This is a genomic window from Vibrio iocasae, from assembly GCF_042245395.1.
Taxonomy (GTDB): Bacteria; Pseudomonadota; Gammaproteobacteria; order Enterobacterales; family Vibrionaceae; genus Vibrio; species Vibrio iocasae.
Window position 1 is genome coordinate 259,764 of record NZ_CP145310.1, and the last position, 18,536, is coordinate 278,299.

General features: G+C 43.0%; 14 protein-coding genes. 7 read left to right on the forward strand and 7 right to left on the reverse strand.

Features of this window, described 5'->3' with window-relative positions; translation table 11 throughout:
- Nucleotides 1-3 precede the first annotated feature (3 nt).
- The 3 genes from SNR28_RS01190 to deoC form a co-directional block, all read right to left on the reverse strand.
- On the reverse strand, nucleotides 4-2,541 hold the full coding sequence (locus tag SNR28_RS01190) for a molybdopterin-dependent oxidoreductase (protein WP_375749195.1): 2,538 nt from the start codon (nucleotides 2,539-2,541) through the stop codon (nucleotides 4-6).
- A 515-nt stretch (nucleotides 2,542-3,056) separates the two neighbouring features.
- Nucleotides 3,057-4,274 carry a phosphopentomutase gene (locus tag SNR28_RS01195; protein WP_375749196.1) on the reverse strand — a complete coding sequence of 406 codons (1,218 nt, stop codon included), beginning with the start codon at nucleotides 4,272-4,274 and terminating at the stop codon, nucleotides 3,057-3,059.
- A 104-nt stretch (nucleotides 4,275-4,378) separates the two neighbouring features.
- Nucleotides 4,379-5,155, reverse strand: coding sequence for a deoxyribose-phosphate aldolase (gene deoC / locus SNR28_RS01200; RefSeq protein ID WP_375749935.1), 777 nt, complete (start codon nucleotides 5,153-5,155; stop codon nucleotides 4,379-4,381).
- Nucleotides 5,156-5,660: 505 nt separating this feature from the next.
- Between deoC and SNR28_RS01205 the strand changes: the two genes are divergently transcribed.
- Together SNR28_RS01205 and tsgA are read left to right on the forward strand one after the other, a co-directional pair.
- The gene (locus tag SNR28_RS01205; protein WP_375749197.1) at nucleotides 5,661-6,428 is read left to right on the forward strand and encodes a nucleoside phosphorylase; all 768 of its coding nucleotides are present in this window, start codon (nucleotides 5,661-5,663) and stop codon (nucleotides 6,426-6,428) included.
- Nucleotides 6,429-6,499: 71 nt separating this feature from the next.
- Nucleotides 6,500-7,705 carry an MFS transporter TsgA gene (tsgA, locus tag SNR28_RS01210; RefSeq protein WP_375749198.1) on the forward strand — a complete coding sequence of 402 codons (1,206 nt, stop codon included), beginning with the start codon at nucleotides 6,500-6,502 and terminating at the stop codon, nucleotides 7,703-7,705.
- 46 nt (nucleotides 7,706-7,751) lie between these two features.
- Here the strand turns inward: tsgA and SNR28_RS01215 are convergent, their stop codons facing one another.
- A complete protein-coding gene (locus tag SNR28_RS01215) occupies nucleotides 7,752-8,717 on the reverse strand; it encodes a LacI family DNA-binding transcriptional regulator (protein ID WP_375749199.1) in 966 nt (321 codons plus the stop codon).
- A 272-nt stretch (nucleotides 8,718-8,989) separates the two neighbouring features.
- Here SNR28_RS01215 and SNR28_RS01220 point away from each other — a divergent pair, with 272 nt between their 5' ends.
- Nucleotides 8,990-9,112 (forward strand): hypothetical protein, encoded by a 123-nt coding sequence (locus tag SNR28_RS01220; protein ID WP_375749200.1) that lies wholly within the window; start codon nucleotides 8,990-8,992, stop codon nucleotides 9,110-9,112.
- 46 nt (nucleotides 9,113-9,158) lie between these two features.
- Here the strand turns inward: SNR28_RS01220 and uxuA are convergent, their stop codons facing one another.
- From uxuA to SNR28_RS01235, 3 genes are all read right to left on the reverse strand, one after another.
- Nucleotides 9,159-10,340, reverse strand: coding sequence for a mannonate dehydratase (gene uxuA, locus SNR28_RS01225; RefSeq protein WP_375749201.1), 1,182 nt, complete (start codon nucleotides 10,338-10,340; stop codon nucleotides 9,159-9,161).
- Between the two features lie 73 nt (nucleotides 10,341-10,413).
- Entirely contained in the window at nucleotides 10,414-11,190 is a 777-nt protein-coding gene (locus SNR28_RS01230; protein WP_375749202.1) for an FCD domain-containing protein, read from the reverse strand.
- Between the two features lie 243 nt (nucleotides 11,191-11,433).
- Nucleotides 11,434-12,420, reverse strand: coding sequence for a TRAP transporter substrate-binding protein (locus tag SNR28_RS01235; protein WP_375749203.1), 987 nt, complete (start codon nucleotides 12,418-12,420; stop codon nucleotides 11,434-11,436).
- A gap of 340 nt (nucleotides 12,421-12,760) precedes the next feature.
- Here SNR28_RS01235 and SNR28_RS01240 point away from each other — a divergent pair, with 340 nt between their 5' ends.
- Genes SNR28_RS01240 through SNR28_RS01255 form a run of 4 tightly spaced genes read left to right on the forward strand, consistent with a single transcriptional unit; the run spans nucleotide 12,761 to nucleotide 18,514 of the window.
- The gene (locus tag SNR28_RS01240) at nucleotides 12,761-13,258 is read left to right on the forward strand and encodes a TRAP transporter small permease (RefSeq protein WP_375749204.1); all 498 of its coding nucleotides are present in this window, start codon (nucleotides 12,761-12,763) and stop codon (nucleotides 13,256-13,258) included.
- A 26-nt stretch (nucleotides 13,259-13,284) separates the two neighbouring features.
- The gene (locus SNR28_RS01245) at nucleotides 13,285-14,586 is read left to right on the forward strand and encodes a TRAP transporter large permease (RefSeq protein WP_375749205.1); all 1,302 of its coding nucleotides are present in this window, start codon (nucleotides 13,285-13,287) and stop codon (nucleotides 14,584-14,586) included.
- Nucleotides 14,587-14,637: 51 nt separating this feature from the next.
- Nucleotides 14,638-17,034 carry a TIM-barrel domain-containing protein gene (locus tag SNR28_RS01250; RefSeq protein WP_375749206.1) on the forward strand — a complete coding sequence of 799 codons (2,397 nt, stop codon included), beginning with the start codon at nucleotides 14,638-14,640 and terminating at the stop codon, nucleotides 17,032-17,034.
- A gap of 13 nt (nucleotides 17,035-17,047) precedes the next feature.
- The gene (locus SNR28_RS01255) at nucleotides 17,048-18,514 is read left to right on the forward strand and encodes a mannitol dehydrogenase family protein (protein WP_375749207.1); all 1,467 of its coding nucleotides are present in this window, start codon (nucleotides 17,048-17,050) and stop codon (nucleotides 18,512-18,514) included.
- Nucleotides 18,515-18,536: the final 22 nt, after the last annotated feature.

Below are 18,536 nucleotides of genomic sequence, written 5' to 3' on the forward strand. Positions count from 1 at the left end.
CTCCTATACTTTTTCTACCCGGATACCAATCTGACCATAGAAGGCCGAAGAACCGGATAACTGTTCAAATGCTGGTGGAAGGACTTCGTTGTTGCTGCCGCCAAACGGTGTTTTACCAAATTCAGCTGAAGCAACTTTGCCGTAAGCCCAATGGCCTTGCCCGAAGGCTTTCGCAACAGTGCCCGGACGAACACCTTCAAAAATACCTGCTTCACAAGTCATGCTTCCCTGAATCGAGGTAATGCGAATGGTGTCACCATCTTTAATGCCCAGAGCCTCTGCATCAACAGGGTTAAGCTTGGCAATATCTGAGTGTTTGCGTGCACCCGGATCGATATCCAGGTTGTTCTGATACCAAGGCAGGTTGGCTGAGCGCCCTTCACGATTCAGACGTGATTTATGATCCACAAACAGCATTGGGAACTCTTCCTCATCACCGTAGCGGAATGGGGGTTCATAGTGAGGAACAAACGCCATTTCACCGCGAGCCAGGTAACCCGTCGCTTCCATCACATCGTCAATGCTTGCATGATGCTTTTTCGCGTGTTTCTCCAGAGAGTGCTTCAAAGTTTCGCTATAGAATTCGAACTTCTTAGTCTCTGTTTTCATATGGCTCCAGCGCTTTCTGAACTCATAAGGTTTTGAGTTCCAAACCCCTTTTTCGCGGAATTCTTCCCAACCGCTGAATCGGTCACCTTGCTGATATTGCATTGGATCCCAAAGTTTTTGAGTAAGAATCTTAGTCGCGTAGAGTGCCAGTTCATCTGGGCTGGTTGGCTCATTACCAGTTTCAGGATCTTTAAACTCCCCTAGCAGGTATTGCATTGGCTCTTTAAATCCGCGTTTATTCAGTTCCTCTGCGACTAACCATGGGATGCCACACTCATCTTCTACCGCTTTACCTAGTTTTTTGACTACAGGTTGAGTAATAGATACTTGTGTATGACGGTTACCAGCAGATTTCTGGATGCCCCAGCGCTCAAAGATAAAGTGCGGTGCAGGTAGGATAAGGTCTGCATACCAACTAAATTCACTGATGTTGGTCGTGATATGAGTAACGAAGTCGATCTTCTTAAGTGCTTCTTCCCAACGCTGACCACCTGGAGCAGAGAACGAGAAGTTGTTGAAGTAACCCAACACGAACTTAGGCAAGTATGGATCTTCTAGCAAAATACTGTCCGCCACAGCATTAGTTACAACACCGCCACCGCTCTTGCCCTTCTTAAGTGCCGGGAATTCAAGACGCCCTCGACGGTCAATTTTTTCGTGCTTAAGGCCGTGCTTACCAATCTCATCAACATAGGCTTTTGATGAAGGAATTTTGCCTAACGGAGCTGAAGCCCACTGAAGAACGCCCCCTTCCTGATCGACAGTACCAAGTAGACCATTAAGGGCATGCAATGCTATCGCAGTGTATCCTCCACGATGTTGCATCTGAACGCCACGTGAACGCCAGATCTGAACTCTTGGTGCTGCATCTGTTAGTTTGCCAGCAAGTCGACGAATTTGGTCTGCAGAGATCCCACATTTCTCAGCCGCCCACTCAGGTGTACGATCTTTCAGTTCCAGATTCCACCACTGAACAAGGCCATGAGTGTGCTTATCTTCGAAAGTTTCTACATCAACAGTTTCTCCTGATACAAATCGGTTCTGACCATCAATGAAATCACCGACAAATGGACGATACCAACCACCGGTAATCAGTACCTGATGGGCAAGTGCTAGACCAAGAGCTGCATCCTGACCCGGAACAACCGGAACCCATTCGTCTGCTTTTGCCGCAGATGCTGAGAATCGTGGATCAACAATGGCTACTTGTGCATTATCAAGTGTGTTACCCCACTCGCTGCAGTAGTAAGAAACCTGACGGTTTGCGCTCAATGGATCTACACCAAAAGAGAGTATGTATCGTGTGTCTTTGATATCGTACTGGCGGTAGCCCCAGTTGCCTTCAGTAAAGAAGCTGCCGAACTTATCTGCTTCCGCACAAAGCGCACTATGTGTAATGGCGTTTGGTGAACCCAGAACCTGAGTAAAGTTTTTGATCAAAAGGTCACTTAGGTAGGAATAACGGCCGCGCAGAGATACATATTTGTGCGTTTCATCCTGTTCACGAAGCGCCATAATCTTGTCAGCCATAAGTTTAATGGCTTCATCCCAGCTGATAGATTTGAACTGCGGATCGACACCTCGCCCTTTTTCCGGGTTGGTACGAATCATAGGTGCACGAACTCTGTCAGGATCGTAAAGTTCCTGAAGCGCCAGATACTGTCTTGGACAGCTAGATGTGCCATGCACTTTTGAGTGTTCATTCCCCCGAATGTGCAACGCTCTGCCGTCCTGAACGTAAACCTGTTTTGAACAGAATGAGGTACAACCGTTACAGGTTGAACCCACCCACTTGCCAGATCCCGGTCTGAATACCAATCCCTCTTTCGCCATGGCGCGAGTAATCGGGTTTAGTTCACTTTTAATCGTGATTCCAGTGGTAATTAATCCGGCCAGCGCACCTTGTAGAAACGTTCTGCGTGTTATTCCCATGTGCTTTAAACCTTTTTATCGTTATTTTTGTAGCTTTTCGCTACATATGCTCACATTGCTTTGTGATCTGTATATATGTATAAGTATATATATGGATCACGAGATGTAATTTGTCAGGGAAGGTGATTTCACATATTGATCTGGGGCAATTAAGAATGATCTCTGTAGAGAGATGGATCACGATTTAGGCAGTTATGTACCTCTAATTGGGTATAAATTGATTACTAGAGTAGGAAGGGAATGGATAAAACTTGAAAAGTATCATTCTCAGTGTAGGTGGAATGCTGAGTTTTTTGTCTGCAATTACTAAATGATGGGAAGAGCTCTGACTAGTCTATGAAATGAACAAATTTTTCCTTTAACTCAGAATTACCTTTTTCTTTACTAGCGATACTTTTGGTCGGGGAACCACAAAAACACATAATTTAGGAGTGGTATAACTATAAACCAGAAACTTGTAATATGTACTGATATCCCCGGATGCTTGTGAGCTGCATAAATTGGTTTAATCACCACTAAAGGAAGGTTTTTCCATACCTCATTTTAGTTGTGCCGAAATAATCAGCTAGGCTTTGACCTATATCAGAAAATGTTTCTCTTCGTCCTAACGAAACGCTAGGAACATCACCATATACAAGTACAGGTATATGTTCCCTAGTGTGATCTGTACCTTGCCAAGTTGGATCACAACCATGATCAGCAGTTAGGATAAGAATGTCGTCTACTTCTAAAATATCTAAAATTTCCGGTAGCCTAGAGTCAAAATACTCCAATGCCTTTGCGTAGCCTGCCACATCGCGCCTGTGGCCATAGGCTGAATCAAAGTCAACAAAGTTAGTTATGACAATTGTGTTGTTGCCAGCCTCTTTGACTTGCTCGACGGTAGCATCAAAAAGGGCCTTAATACCCGTAGCTTTCACTTTTTTTGTAATGCCGCAATTAGCATAAATATCGGCGATTTTACCTATAGAAATAACGTTACCTTGTTTCTCTTCAACAAGCTTATCCAAAATGGTTTTCTCCGGTGGTTCTAAAGATAGATCTCTTCTATTGCCTGTCCTTTTAAACTCACCAGATGCAGTACCAACAAAGGGACGAGAAATAACACGACCAATATTGTACGGCTCAAGCTCTTCACGAATGATTTGGCACAGATCCATAAGATTATCTAGGCCGTATGTCTCTTCATGACACGCAACCTGAAACACAGAGTCCGCAGAAGTATAGAAAATCGGCTTACCTGTTCTCATGTGCTCTTTACCAAGCTCATCTAAAATTACAGTGCCTGATGAGTGGCAATTCCCCAGGTAACCGGGGATACCTGCACGTTGAACAATTTTATTTAATAATTGTTCTGGAAAGCTTTCTGTTTTCTCAGTGAAGTAGCCCCAATTAAATAGAACAGGAACCCCAGCGATTTCCCAATGACCAGATGGTGTATCTTTACCCGAAGATAGTTCAGCTGCGTGACCGTATGCACCAATAGTGCTTACTAACTCTTCAAACCCTTTGGGTAGTTCTCCTGTCGATTCTTTAGCAGCCATACCAAGACCTAGACTTTCAAGATAAGGTAATTTGAGTGATCCTTCTCTTTCAGCATCGTCGGCCTTACCTTGAGCACAAAATTCTGCAATGTGTCCGAGGGTATTTGCCCCCGTATCACCAAACAATTTTGCATCATCGGTTGCACCAATACCAAATGAATCTAAGACTAAAATAGTTGCACGTTTCATAATATTCCTTTAACGGGTTGCAGATGGCAAAAATGGCACTTTATGTGAAAAAATAATTAGAGTTCAATGCCATTTGTTTTGATGGAAGAGGAAATCAAAGTACATTAGTACGCAGATGGTTCTGCTGTTTTGTCCGTTACTTCTAATGTGTTTAATAGATTGGTTAGTAAGCTTGAAGCACCAAAGCGATAATGTGTGCTATCAACCCACTCAGTTCCTAAAATTTCTTCAGCCATAGCGAGAAATTGTGCTGAATCTTCTGCGGTGCGAACTCCACCAGCAGGTTTAAAACCAACCTTATCAGAAACTTTTTTGTCACGAATCACTTTTAGCATGATTTCAGCCGCTTCCGGCGTAGCGTTTACCGGCACTTTACCAGTTGATGTTTTGATAAAATCTGCACCAGCTTCAATAGATATTTCAGATGCACGTTTGATTAATGCTTTTTCTTTTAGTTCACCTGTTTCTATTATCACCTTAAGAAGAATGTCATTACAGGCCTCCTTTACTTTCTTAACAAGTTGAAAACCTGTTTCCTCATCACCAGAAATCAGAGCACGGTAAGGGAAAACAACATCTATTTCATCAGCGCCATAAGCAATGGCGGCCTTGGTTTCTGCTACAGCAATATTGATGTCGTCATTACCATGCGGAAAGTTAGTTACCGTGGCTATACGTATCTCTGGTGTACCTTGTGCCAGTAGCTGTTTTTTCGCTGCTGGGATAAATCGAGGGTAGATGCAGATAGCTGCGGTATTGCCAACGGGTGTTTTTGCAGATTTACAAAGATCGATAATTTTCTGCTCTGTATCATCATTATTCAGAGTTGTTAAATCAATTAGTTTTATTGCCTTCTTTGCGTACGATTTTATCTTTTTTATTAATATTTACCATCTAAGCCTTTAAAGTGAAAAACAATTTTAATATAACCATGAGGGTAATTATTAAGCCTTGGTTGTTTAAGTCAAAAATAAATATAAAGCAAAAGTAAGCAATTTGAATTGTGAGCAATATTAATATAACTATTGGAAAATTTTCCTCATTGTTTTTTGACTATGTGAAATTGATTGTTCTGATAGGCTACACTCCTATCTGTCTACGATTATGCAATTTCGATCACATAAATAAGCTTTATTTCGGAAAATTTTCCATTGATTTTTTTATTTGTTTTTCTGAGTTGCAAATATTTTAGATGAAGAGCTGGTTGGATTTGAACGCCTAAATTAATAAAAATAATATTAGCTGTAACACAAGATTACTAAATGGTTATTTATATACGATAGGTTTCTAAATTATTAGTTTATTCACTTTTTTAACATTCAAAAATAATCAATGGCTTATAAGTAAGCTCGCTATCATTGTCAAAAAAATTTACTGGAGAATATTATGTCCGAAAGAATGCTACATACGCTTTTATGTAAAGAAGAAGTTGGCCGCTATGCATTTCTACCCGGTAGCCCCGAACGTGTACCATTAATCGCTGAATATCTCGATGATTATAAGAAAGTAGCTCAAAATCGCGAACACACGACTTATGAAGGTTATCTTGAGGGTGAAAGAGTTCTTGTTACTTCTACTGGTATGGGGGGGCCATCTGCTGGCATTTGTATCGAAGAATTAGGCAAGCTCGGTGCTGATACATTCATTCGTATCGGCACTGGAGCGTCTACGTCACCAAAAGTAGATAAAGGTGATCTTGTTCTACTAAACGGAACTGTGCGTATGGACGGCTGTAGCTATCACTTTGTTCCTGCTGAGTTCCCTGCTGTACCTGACTACAACGTTTTGGCTGCCTTAGTCAGCGCAGCTGAAAAAACACCGCATAATTACGAAGTGGGCATCTCAATCACTAAAGACTCTTTCTTTACTGAGATCGAACCTGAAACTCGTCCTAATGGTAAAGAATTAATACAGAAGTGGGAATCATACGTTCGTGGTGGTGCGATAATTACAAGTATGGAATCTGCAACTTTGTTTACTGTTGGTACTTCATTTGACTATCGTGTTGGCACTGTGCTGGTTTCTGCTACAAGTGTCGCCCCGGAAGATGCGAAAGACATTTCTGCAAACAACTACCCTAAGAATGATATTCATAAAGCGATCGAGGTGGGTATCGAAGCGATGAGAGAAATCATTCTGAAAGATAAAGCTTAATTTTTATTCCTAAGGGATAGTGATTTAGCTTATCCCTTCATTTTAAACACAATCCTATACAGGAGTTCAACATGAACATGTTTAAAGCGACCTATATGGCTATAGCTTTTATGACCTATATGGTTATGGCTGGACTAGTAACGCAAATTGGTGTGGTTATTAATCCACTAGCTGAATACCTTAATATCAGCATGACAGAATCTGGTGCGATGTTCTCATTCCTGACTGGTGGTACATTAATCGGCACTACAGCTTCAATGTACATATACTCGCACTTTACGATTAAGAAAGTATTCCAAGTTATTTACTCAATATTTCTGATTACAATGGCCTGTCTAGTTGTACTAGACATTAGAGACCAAACTCTTGTTTCTGCGTACTTTTTAATCTTGGGTTTCTGTTGTGGCGCTGGACTGTCTGGTGGTGCTGTCTTGATCTCCCAAGTGTTTGAAGAAAAACAACGAGCATCTGCATTCATCGCTACAGACTGTGCCTTTAGTGCCTCGGGCATGATATTCCCTGCATTAACAGTTTCGATCATGGCTGCAAGCATGCTGTGGACGAAAGGTTACGCAGCAGTAGCAGTATGCGCTGCGATTATATTGGTTGGAAGTTTTACTCTAAAATTTCCAAAAGGGGAAGTTCAAGAGTCTTCAGATGAAGAAAAAGTGGAATCAAAAGGCTCCTTCAAAGACATTTTTACAGTCCGAGTAATGATCATGGGTATAGCCGTTTGTTTATACCTTATTGGTCAGAATACTTTTGTATCTTGGGGGCCAAACTACCTACAATCTGAGTTTGGAGTAGCTGCTGCAGAATCAGGTGCCGTGATTGGCAATTACTGGGGACCTGCACTATTTGGCTTGATCGTTTCAACTATTATTGTTGCAAAAATACCTGCAAGACTATTCTTAGCAGCAGTTGTTGTTATCGCTGCTGGGTTTACAATCTATCTGGCCGCTGTAGACAATGCTGAACAATTTTTGACAGTAACTTTAGGATTTGGGTTCCTGACTTCAAGCCTATTCAAGCTTGCAATTTCTGTTGGTTCAATGCAGCTTAGAAGTGCCCCTGCCGTGCTTGTTACGTTTCTTCTTACTTGCGGCACTGTGGGAAGCACATTAGCTCCAGCAGTGTCATCGGCAGTTGTTGAGAAGTTTGGCATCGCTAGTTCTATGACCATGACTGTAGTTTGCTTTGTTTCTCTCGCGGGATTGGTACTTGCGTGTCTTGGACTTGAGAAAACAGAAAGTGCCAAAGAAGCAGCGACTGCATAAGCTAAAAAATACTTAGTACCAAGCCGACCAAAGAATGGTCGGTTTTTTATTTCTGAGTAAAATCAAATACCGAGCTTCTTTCTATCAAAGTAGTAGAAATTATATTTCTATCGCTTATATTTTGCTTGCCCTCTAATCTGCTATGTAGAACTTTAATCGCTTGGCTGCCCATTTCATATAATGAATGATCCATCGTTGTTAGTGGTGGGTTCGCATACTCAGATAGAGGGATATCTTGAAAACCAATAAACGATATTTCTTGTGGAACAGCTACACCAACTTCTTCTGCGTATTTCATAGCACCAATAGCCATTCTATCACTGTGACAAAAGATAGCACTTGGTCTCTCAGGCAATGATAGAAAATACTTCATTGCATCTTCACCAGATTTAAAATCAAAATCCCCCTCAAAATTATAGGCATGATTATAAGTGATATTATAACGGTGAAGTGCCTGCCTAAAACCTTGATCATTGTATTTAACAAGGACAGAGTATTTATTACCCAGTATTTGACCGATATTACGGTGCCCCTTTTTAATTAAATATTCAGTAGCGTTAAATGCAGATGTTAAATTATCAATCTGAACGCTGGATTGGTCGCCTTTGTATGAAAAATTGCTAACATATATACATGGGAGCGTATGATTATTATTCATTAATATTTCAGAGCCAATGAAAACAATAGCAACTAAGCCATTGATATTATTGGTAACCAATTCTATATCACTATTTTCTTCATACAGTGTAAGAACAAGCTTATACCCAAGTTGTTTTGATGCTGTTCTGATTCCGTTTAATATTTTGTCTGTGAAGGGGTCGTCGTAGGAAGGAACATTTACAAGAATAAAATTATGCTCTCTAGGACTCTTTACTTCATATCCTAGTTCTTTTGCTGCTTTTAAAACTTTTATTCTATTCTTCTCAGAAACCTGCCTAGAATTTTGAAGTACTCTTGAAATAGTAGACATTGAAAGTTTTGTTGCTTTAGAAATATCTTTTAGTTTGCTCATTTTATTAAAAATATAATTATAAATGTATGTTTGTGATTTTTATGTGTTTTTGGTGATTGTAATATCTGTTTGATATTATACGCCATCGTCCCAAAAATTTATAACCATACATGATAATTTACACTATAATATCTTAGATGTGCTTTTATTATTGTGGATCACAACGTTAATAAATCGATGCATATCTCTGATCAGAGTAGCTGTAAGTAATCTCATGTTTGCTTTTCAATCTAATGTCTCATGGTCACTGTAAACAAACACAGGCCATCAATATGGAACTAACACAAATACAGATTAGTCAGTCTCTTTGTGAGTCTATGAACTGGCTGGAGAAAGAGTTTAATTGGGGGGGCTCACATGACCGAGTTTCGGCATCTGACGGGAAGGATATTTAAGCGTGAAAGGCGGTTAACACCGCCTTTATGTTGGTTAGAGTATTTGTTACTTAAAGAAAGACCTTTGCAGAGCCATTTCTACGCCGCGGATTTCCGCAAGACCTTTTAATCGGCCAATACAGGAGTATCCTGGGTTGGTCTTCTTCTTAAGGTCATCGATCATCTGATGGCCGTGGTCTGGGCGCATTGGAATCAGGCGTTCTTCGCCATTGCTCTTGCGCTTATTCTCTTCTTTAAGAAGGGCCATAACCACGTTGTACATGTCGACATCACCTTCCAGATGCGCAGCCTCGTGGAAGCTCATCTGATTCTCTTCACGTTGGGTAGAACGCAAGTGGGTGAAGTAGATACGATCACCGTGTTTCTCAATCATATTGACCAGATCATTGTCGCCACGAACACCGTATGAACCTGTACACATGGTGATGCCATTCATCTGGCTTGGTACGTTTTCTGTTAGCCAGTCGATGTCTTCAATAGTTGATACAACGCGAGGCAAGCCAAGGATTGGGCGTGGTGGATCATCTGGATGTACCGCGAGTTTCAGGCCATGCTTTTCACATACTGGCATCAGTTCTTCTAAGAACAGAGCCATATGTTTGCGAAGGGTATCGCGGTCTATATCTTTATAGGTATCCAGGCGTGCCTGAAACTCATCTAACGTGTAGCCTTCTTCCGCACCTGGCAGACCGGCAATGATGTTGGCAGTTAATTTATCAATATCTGCCTGAGACATAGCATCGAAATAAGCTTTAGCTTGTACTTGCTCACCTTCTGAGTATGTATCTTCTGCACCAGATCTTTTCAGAATGTGCAGTTCAAAGGCAGCAAATGCGATTTGGTCAAATCTTAGCGCTCTTGAGCCATCAGGTAGTTCAAATTCAAGATCGGTACGAGTCCAGTCAAGAACAGGCATAAAGTTATAACAGACCGTATCGATACCGCACAAAGCCAGATTTTCGAGAGAAGACTTATAGTTTTCTATCCACTTTTGGTAGTTGCCACTACGAGTCTTAATCTCCTCGTGGACAGGGACACTTTCTACTACCGACCAGGTTAATCCTTTGTTTTCGATGATTGCTTTACGTTTCAGAATTTCTTCTTTTGACCACACTTCACCATTTGGTATGTGGTGCAGGGCATTTACAATGCCTGTCGCGCCAGCTTGTCTAATGTCATTAAGCGAAACCGGGTCGTCCGGCCCATACCAACGCCATGTTTGTTCCATAACTTTCACCTTTAAATTTCTGAGCTTTAAATGCAGAGCGGGTTATGTGTGCTCTTTTAAGTTTTTTTGTTTTCTATGAGGCAACGGAATAAGAGCTGAATAAGAATCCATCGAATCTCGGGTCGTCTACATCCGATAATTCAAATAGAGTCTCTTTCACATTCTCAAGGTGTTGCCACATCGCTTCACGAGCAGCGATTGGGTCTTTGCGAACCAATGCTCTATAAATCACTTCGTGGTCGGATAACCATTTTTGCCTGTAATCCTGATTTGAGATTCGTTCATGTAGCTGACGCCACATTGCACTCTTTTCACGTCGGATCCACATTTCACGTACCATGTCGCACAGAACGCTATTTTGAGTTGCTTCAGCAATAGCGATATGGAACATCTCATCACCTTCGTAATCCAGGTCGTTTTTCTCCAGATGCTGACGCTCCATATCTAACGCAGCGCGCAGACGGGAGATGTCGTTCTTGGTTACCTGAGTTGCCGCAAATTCAGCGATTCGACTTTCAAGAAACTGACGTGCCTGAAGCATCTCAAATGGACCTGCATCATCGTCTTGTTCCTGTTCTACAGCATCTGTTGTTTTCACAGCCTCTGCTGCTAATTGTTCAGCTTGTTCAGGAGTGTTGATGACAAATACACCAGAGCCTTTTTTGACTTTGACGATCTCTTGCAGCTCTAGCATGATGAGTGATTCTCGGATAACCGAACGGCTCACCTCCATGCTTTCTGCAATCTCTCGTTCAGGTGGGAGTTTGTCTCCGACCTTGAACTCACCAGCTGCGATTTTGTCCTTGAGTTTCAGGCCAATCTGCTGGTACAGACGTTTGGTATTACTCATATGATTTAACCCGTTGTGTAACTTATTGCTCAGAAATTTGGTCTGACATGATATCGAAACATCCTACCAATTGGTACTTTGCATTTGTTTTGTGAATGCTTTTTTTGTTCTGAGCAATTGCCGTGTATAAGTTCCGGCATGCGTTTTTCTAAATACTATTTCTCTTTATCCATTCGAATAGCGAAAAAGGAATAGCATCTTGAGAGTATCAGGAAGCCCAAGTCGGGCTTCCTGTCGTAACGATTACTTCGCTAAAGCATCAATACCTTGTACGTAGTCTTTGATAGCTGGGTTTTTCAACGCTTCATCGTGCATTGGTTTAACCGCATCAATAAATGCTTGCTTATCAACACTTACAACTTTCACATCCATAGAGCTCTTCGCTTTTTCCATCGCTTCGTCGATCATCTTGGTCCAAAGTTCTTTGTGATAAGCCATTGAATCATCAGCAGCTTGTTTTACTAACTTCTTCTCTTCATCAGAAAGCTTGTTCCAGGAAGTTGTACTGATTAGAAGTACGTCAGGAATCATGGTGTGCTCATCCATGCTGTAGATTTTCGCTACTTCACCATGACGAGAGTTAGTCAGTGCAGTTGGGTTGTTTTCTGCGCCATCTACCACACCTTGCTGAAGTGCTGTATATAGTTCGCCATAAGCAAGAGGTGTTGGAGAACCACCCATTAGTTTGATCATGTTTACAGCGGTAGGACTTGGCTGAACACGAATCTTCATACCTGCAAGGTCTGCTGGGCTCTTGATTTCTTTGTTTGCATAGAAGCTACGAGAGCCACCATCGTAATAGGTCAGACCAATAAAGCCTTTGTCTTCAGATGCCTGAAGGATTTTCTGGCCTACTTCGCCTTCCATTGAGCGGTAGTAGTGGTCACGGTCGTGGAAAATGTAAGGGATATTGAATGCACCGTATGCTGGCTCAAAGGATTCCATTTCACTTGCGTTTGATTTAACCATATCCAATGCACCATTCTGCATCAGCTCCATTGACTCACGCTGGGTACCTAGCTGGCCGTTTGGATAAATACGGATTTTAACTTCACCGTTAGTCAGCTTTTTCACTTCATCAGCCATATATTTCATGGACTTATGAACTGGGTGGTTTCTGTCCTGGTTGTGGCTTAGTTTGAAAGTGGTTGCAGCGTAGGTAGGTAAAGCAGCAGTGGCAGCAATAGCACATGAAATTAAAGTTGCTACGGCAGTTTTGTTCCCAAACATAGTATTCTCCATTTTCTCAATTTTATATATGAGTATTGAATCGGGTTAGTTTGCTCTTTTATGTAGTTACTTCTGTTCAACTGATTTTTAAGAACAGATGTCAGTCCACGTTGTTTCCACTTTAATTTGGCCTAATAACTTTTGCTCATCAATAAAACTATATTGAAAAGATGACTGACATCACAAACAAAAATATATAAATTGGTCCGGCCAATTTAGTGTGATCTAGGTCTCTTGGTCTGAACTGTTTAAACAATATAATGTGACAAATTCATACCGCAGGTTGATTGGAATTGACTTGCGGAGAACCGAATCACTAATAAAACAAACGGATTGGACAATGAAAAAGCTCATTTCAGTGATGGATAAGTCTCTGTCTTTGTTCTGCATATCGCTCAGTAGCTTCCTGGTGATATGTGTTGTATGGCAGGTCTTTTCTCGCTACGTATTGAACTCCCCAAGTACCATGACAGACGAGATTGCTCGTTTTCTATTTATTTGGGTTGGTTTGATGGGTGCAGCTTACACGCTTGGCAAAAAACGCCACCTTGCTATCGACTTGCTCTCTTTTAAACTGGAACACAACCCTGCGAAACAAGCAGCCCTGCATTTACTTATCAATGTAATCAGCCTTTTCTTTGCTGTCGTCATCATGATGTATGGCGGTGGTTCACTAATGCTTAAAACTTTATCTACCGGTCAGGTATCTCCAGCTCTCGGTATCGAGATGGGCCTGGTTTACGCAGCAATTCCTTTAAGTGGATTCTTTATGACTATCTACCTTCTGGAAGATGTAGCGCATAACCTCAAACTGATGACAACGCCTGTCAACGGCTAATCTACTAATTAATAAGGAGAATCCTGATGGAATGGCAGGTAATCATTGTTTTATTCGGTACTTTTTTCCTCTTTCTGGGGTTAGGTGTTCCAATTTCGTTTGGCATTGGTGTCGCGTCACTACTGACAGTAATGTTGCAACTCCCGTTTGAATCTGCAATTGCAGTTATTTCCCAAAAAATGGCTTCTGGCCTGGACAGTTTTGCTCTGTTGGCAATTCCGTTCTTTATCCTGGCGGGTAATATCATGAACCAGGGCGGTATCGCGCTGAGATTGATTGAATTTGCTAAGGTGATAGGTGGCCGTTTACCAGGCTCACTTGCTCACGTAAACGTGATTGCAAACATGATGTTTGGGGCAATCTCTGGCTCAGCAGTTGCTTCAGCCGCTGCGGTTGGCGGAACCATGGCGCCTTTACAAAAGAAGGAAGGTTACGATCCTGCATACTCTGCGGCAGTAAACATTACTTCTTGCCCTACTGGTCTGCTTATTCCGCCAAGTAACACCTTCATTGTTTACTCGCTTATCTCTGGTGGCACATCAATCGGTGCGCTGTTCCTTGCGGGCTACATTCCAGGCATGCTGATGGGCCTTGGTCTTATGCTTGTTGCTGGTTACTTTGCGAAAAAGCGTGGCTATCCGGTATCACCTAAACCTACACGTTCTGAAGTGGTTAAAAAGACATTAGATGCACTTCCGAGTCTTAGCCTTATTGTGGTTATCATGGGGGGTATTGTTGGCGGTATCTTCACTGCAACAGAAGCCTCAGCGATTGCCGTTGTCTATACGCTATTATTGGCTGTTGTGTTCTACCGTGAAGTTTCATTTAAACAAATACCAAGCATTATTTTAGAGTCAGTGGTGACCACTTCTATTGTACTGCTACTTATCGGTGCTTCTATGGGTATGTCGTGGGCGATGGCCAACGCGGATATCCCTTATATGATCAGTGATGCGCTAATGGCGGTATCTGAAAACCCAATCATCATTCTTCTGATAATCAACATTATTCTTCTGATTATCGGCGTGTTTATGGATATGACTCCGGCACTTCTCATCTTTACGCCTATCTTCCTACCAATCGCGATGGATCTGGGTATGGACCCTGTGCACTTCGGTATCATGATGACCTTTAACCTATGTATCGGCATCTGTACTCCTCCGGTAGGTAGTGCGCTATTCATTGGTTGTTCGGTAGGTAAAGTGAAGATTGATAAAGTTGTTAAACCACTTCTGCCATTCTATGCGGTACTGATTCTTGCGCTAATGCTTGTGACATTTATTCCTCAGCTAAGCCTGATTCTTCCTCAAACAGTACTAGGTTACTAATCAATTGAATATGGGCGGAGCACTCCGCCCAAATATCGTTAGGACATTTTTATGAAATCTATAAAACAGTGGCAATTTAAAGCGGCTGAGAATAATCGCATCGATATTGAGTGTGACGGTCGCCACCTGCTGCATATTTTTGTACTTGAACAGGACATCATCCGCGTGATGTTTAAAAACAAAGGTGAAGCGAGGCTGGACAGAAGCTGGTCGGTAGCACCTGGTGGAAAAGATGTCGTCTGGGAAGGACGAGACCGACTGTCGACGGAAGACTTTAGTTGTCCTGAGTTTAATCTGGCTAGCGAAGACGAGTGTCTGACTATAGAAACAGAAGCCGTGCGTCTTACTCTGCATCAGCCACTTTGGATGGAGTGGGAGTACAAATCAGGTGATAAATGGCTACCGTTGGCATCTGATCGTAAAACCGGAGCTTATCAGCTAGGTGTGTCTGATAATGCTGTTGCTCACTTTATGAATCGCAACCTGTCAGACCAATATTATGGATTAGGTGAGAAAACCGGTGACCTTAACCGCAGTGGACGTCGCTTTGAAATGCGAAATCTGGATGCGATGGGTTACGATGCGGCAACTACCGATCCTCTGTACAAACATATTCCTTTCTATATCACTCGTGTGACTGAGCAGGAAGAAGCGGTTAGCTTTGGTCTCTATTACGATAACCTGGCAAGCTGTTGGTTTGATTTGGGCAATGAGTTGGATAACTACCATGTGAAGTATCGTAGCTACCGCGCGGAAGACGGTGATCTTGATTTCTACATGATGTTGGGTAAAACCATCGCCAATGTTTCTAAGAAGTTTGTGCGCCTGACTGGTGGTACTATTTTTGGCCCGCGCTGGAGTCTTGGGTACAGCGGTTCTACCATGCAGTACACAGATGCAGAAAATGCGCAGGAGTTGCTGGAAGGCTTTGTTGATAAGTGCGCGACAAATGGTATTCCGTGTGATTCATTCCAGCTCTCTTCTGGCTACACCTCTATTGGCAACAAGCGCTATGTGTTCAACTGGAACTACGACAAAGTGCCAAACCCAAATGCGATGGCAGACGTGTTCCATGAAGCCGGACTTAAACTAGCTGCGAACATTAAACCGTGCCTGCTACACGATCACCCTCGATTCAGCGAAGCAGAAGAGAAAGGGCTGTTTATCCGCGATTCAGAAGTGGATGAGCCAGAGAAATCTGTATTCTGGGATGCTGATGGTTCTCATCTGGACTTTACGAATCCAGATACCATCAAGTGGTGGCAGGAGAACGTGAAAGAGCAGTTGCTGGAAAAAGGCATCGACTCAACCTGGAACGATAACAACGAATACGAGATCTGGGATAAAGGGGCTCGTTGTCACGGCTTTGGTAAAGAGATTCCAGTTAGCCTGATTCGTCCTCTGCAACCACTATTGATGATGCGTGCTTCTTATGAGGCTCAGCTTGAGTATGCACCTGAAATTCGTCCTTACCTGATTTCTCGTTCTGGTTGTCCGGGCATGAACCGTTACGTTCAAACCTGGAGTGGTGATAACCGCACTAACTGGACCAGTTTGAAGTACAACATTCGTATGGGCTTAGGTATGAGCCTGTCAGGTTTATACAACCTCGGTCACGATGTGGGCGGATTTGCCGGAGAGCGTCCTGATCCTGAGCTGTTCGCTCGTTGGGTTCAGAACGGTGTTATGCACCCACGCTTTACTATCCACTCCTGGAATGATGATGGCAGTGTTAACGAACCTTGGATGTATCCGGAAGTGACACCAATCATTCGAGATGCGATGGCTCTTCGTTATCGTCTGATGCCTTATCTGTACAACTTATTGTGGCAGGCACACAGTGAAGATGAACCAATGATGCGCCCAACCTTCCTTGACCATGAAAAAGACGCGAATACATTTGCGGAATGCGATGATTACCTACTAGGTAAAGACCTGCTGGTTGCTTCTGTGGTTGAAGAAGGGCAACGTGAACGTGATATTTACCTGCCTGACAACGGTACTGGTTGGTACAACTTCTACACGGGTCAATGGTGTGCAGGTAGCCAGTCGGTTACCGTAGATGCTCCGTTAGAAACACTGCCATTGATGGTTCGTGCTGGTGCAATACTACCAACAAGTGAGCGTGTCGCTCACAGCTCTGCAAGTGCTGATACTAAGCGTGCTCTCGAGATCTTCCCACTAAAGGGATGTGGTGAAACAACCACGACTATTTTTGACGACGATGGTGAAACTAACCGTTATCTGGAAGGTGAACACTTAAGTCTGGACATAACTATGAACTGCACCAACGAATCCATTGAGCTAAATGTTCAGTCCCGTGGTGACTATAAACCAGCATACGCTGAGCTGTCCTTAAAGCTGCCAGCAACTGAATCAAGAGCGCTGGTTATAAACGGAAAACCATACACTAACGGCGACAAGCTACCACTGAGCGAAATCAGATAAGGAAGAAGATCGAATGACTAAGAATATCTCTAACACGGAATTGAACTCAGGGGTGATTGCACCGGGCTATGATCGTAGCCGACTAAAAAGCAAAATTGTTCACCTTGGTTTCGGTGCGTTCCACCGAGCGCATCAAGCGCTGTTTACGAATGAGTTAGCCCAGAAAACGGAGAGTGACTGGGGTTACTGTGAAGTGAACCTCTTTGGTGGTGAAGAGCTGGTCAAAAAGCTAAGAGAGCAGGAACACCTGTATACAGTGGCTGAAAAAGGTGCTGAGAAAACAGATGTGAAGGTAATTGGTTCTGTCTGCGAGTCACTGCATCCTACTTTCGATGGTACAGAAGCCATCATTGAAAAAATGGCGGAGCCACAGGTTGCGATCGTTTCAATGACCATTACAGAGAAAGGTTACTGTGCCGATCCCGCAACAGGGACACTAGACAAAGAAAATGCGTTAGTTAAGGCAGATTTAGCCAATCCTTCGCAGCCAAAATCTGCCCTTGGATACATTGTGCAAGCGCTTAAACTGCGTCGAGAACGAGGTCTACAGCCATTCACTGTTATGTCTTGTGACAACGTTCAGGAAAACGGACATGTAGCAAAAGCAGCCATCCTGGAGTTTGCAAAACTACTGGATAGTGAGCTGGGCAACTGGATCGAACAGAACGTGACTTTCCCATGCACCATGGTTGACCGCATTGTGCCCGCTGCGACTGAAGAAACACTAACTGAAATCTCCGAGTTACTTGGTTGCGAAGATCCATGTGGTATCGCCTGTGAACCTTTCCGTCAGTGGGTTATTGAAGACAACTTTGTTGCAGGTCGTCCAGATTGGGATGTCGCAGGTGCAGAATTTGTAGCCGATGTTGTTCCTTATGAAGAGATGAAGCTTCGTATGTTAAACGGCTCTCACTCCTTCCTGGCGTACTTAGGCTACCTTGGTGGTTATGCGCACATCTCGGACACCATGACTGATGAAGGTTACCGTAAAGCAGCCTTCGATATGATGATGAAAGCACAGGCGAAGTCGCTGGATATGCCAGAAGGTACCGACCTTGAAGCGTACGCGAAACTGCTTATTGATCGCTTTACCAACCCAAGTCTGAAGCATCAGACCTGGCAGATTGCGATGGATGGCAGCCAGAAGATTCCTCAGCGTATGGGGGGAAGCCTCAAGTTCCACCTTGAACAAGGCAGCAACTTCTCCTGGCTTGCAACGGCCATTGCGGGTTGGATGCGCTATATCGCAGGTGTTGATGAGCAAGGTAATGAAATCAACGTTGTTGACCCGATGATAGAGTCACTTCGTAATATTTGTGATGAGCATGGTCTGAACGTGTCGGTAGTACCAGCGTTACTGTCTGTAGAAGCCATCTTCCCGGCAGAACTTGGACAAAACCCACAGGTGATTGATGTGGTAAGTACGGCTTATCAGTCACTTATTGATAACGGTGCACGCGCAACCGTTGCTGCATTATAGGTAAAGAAGAATAGGAGACTCC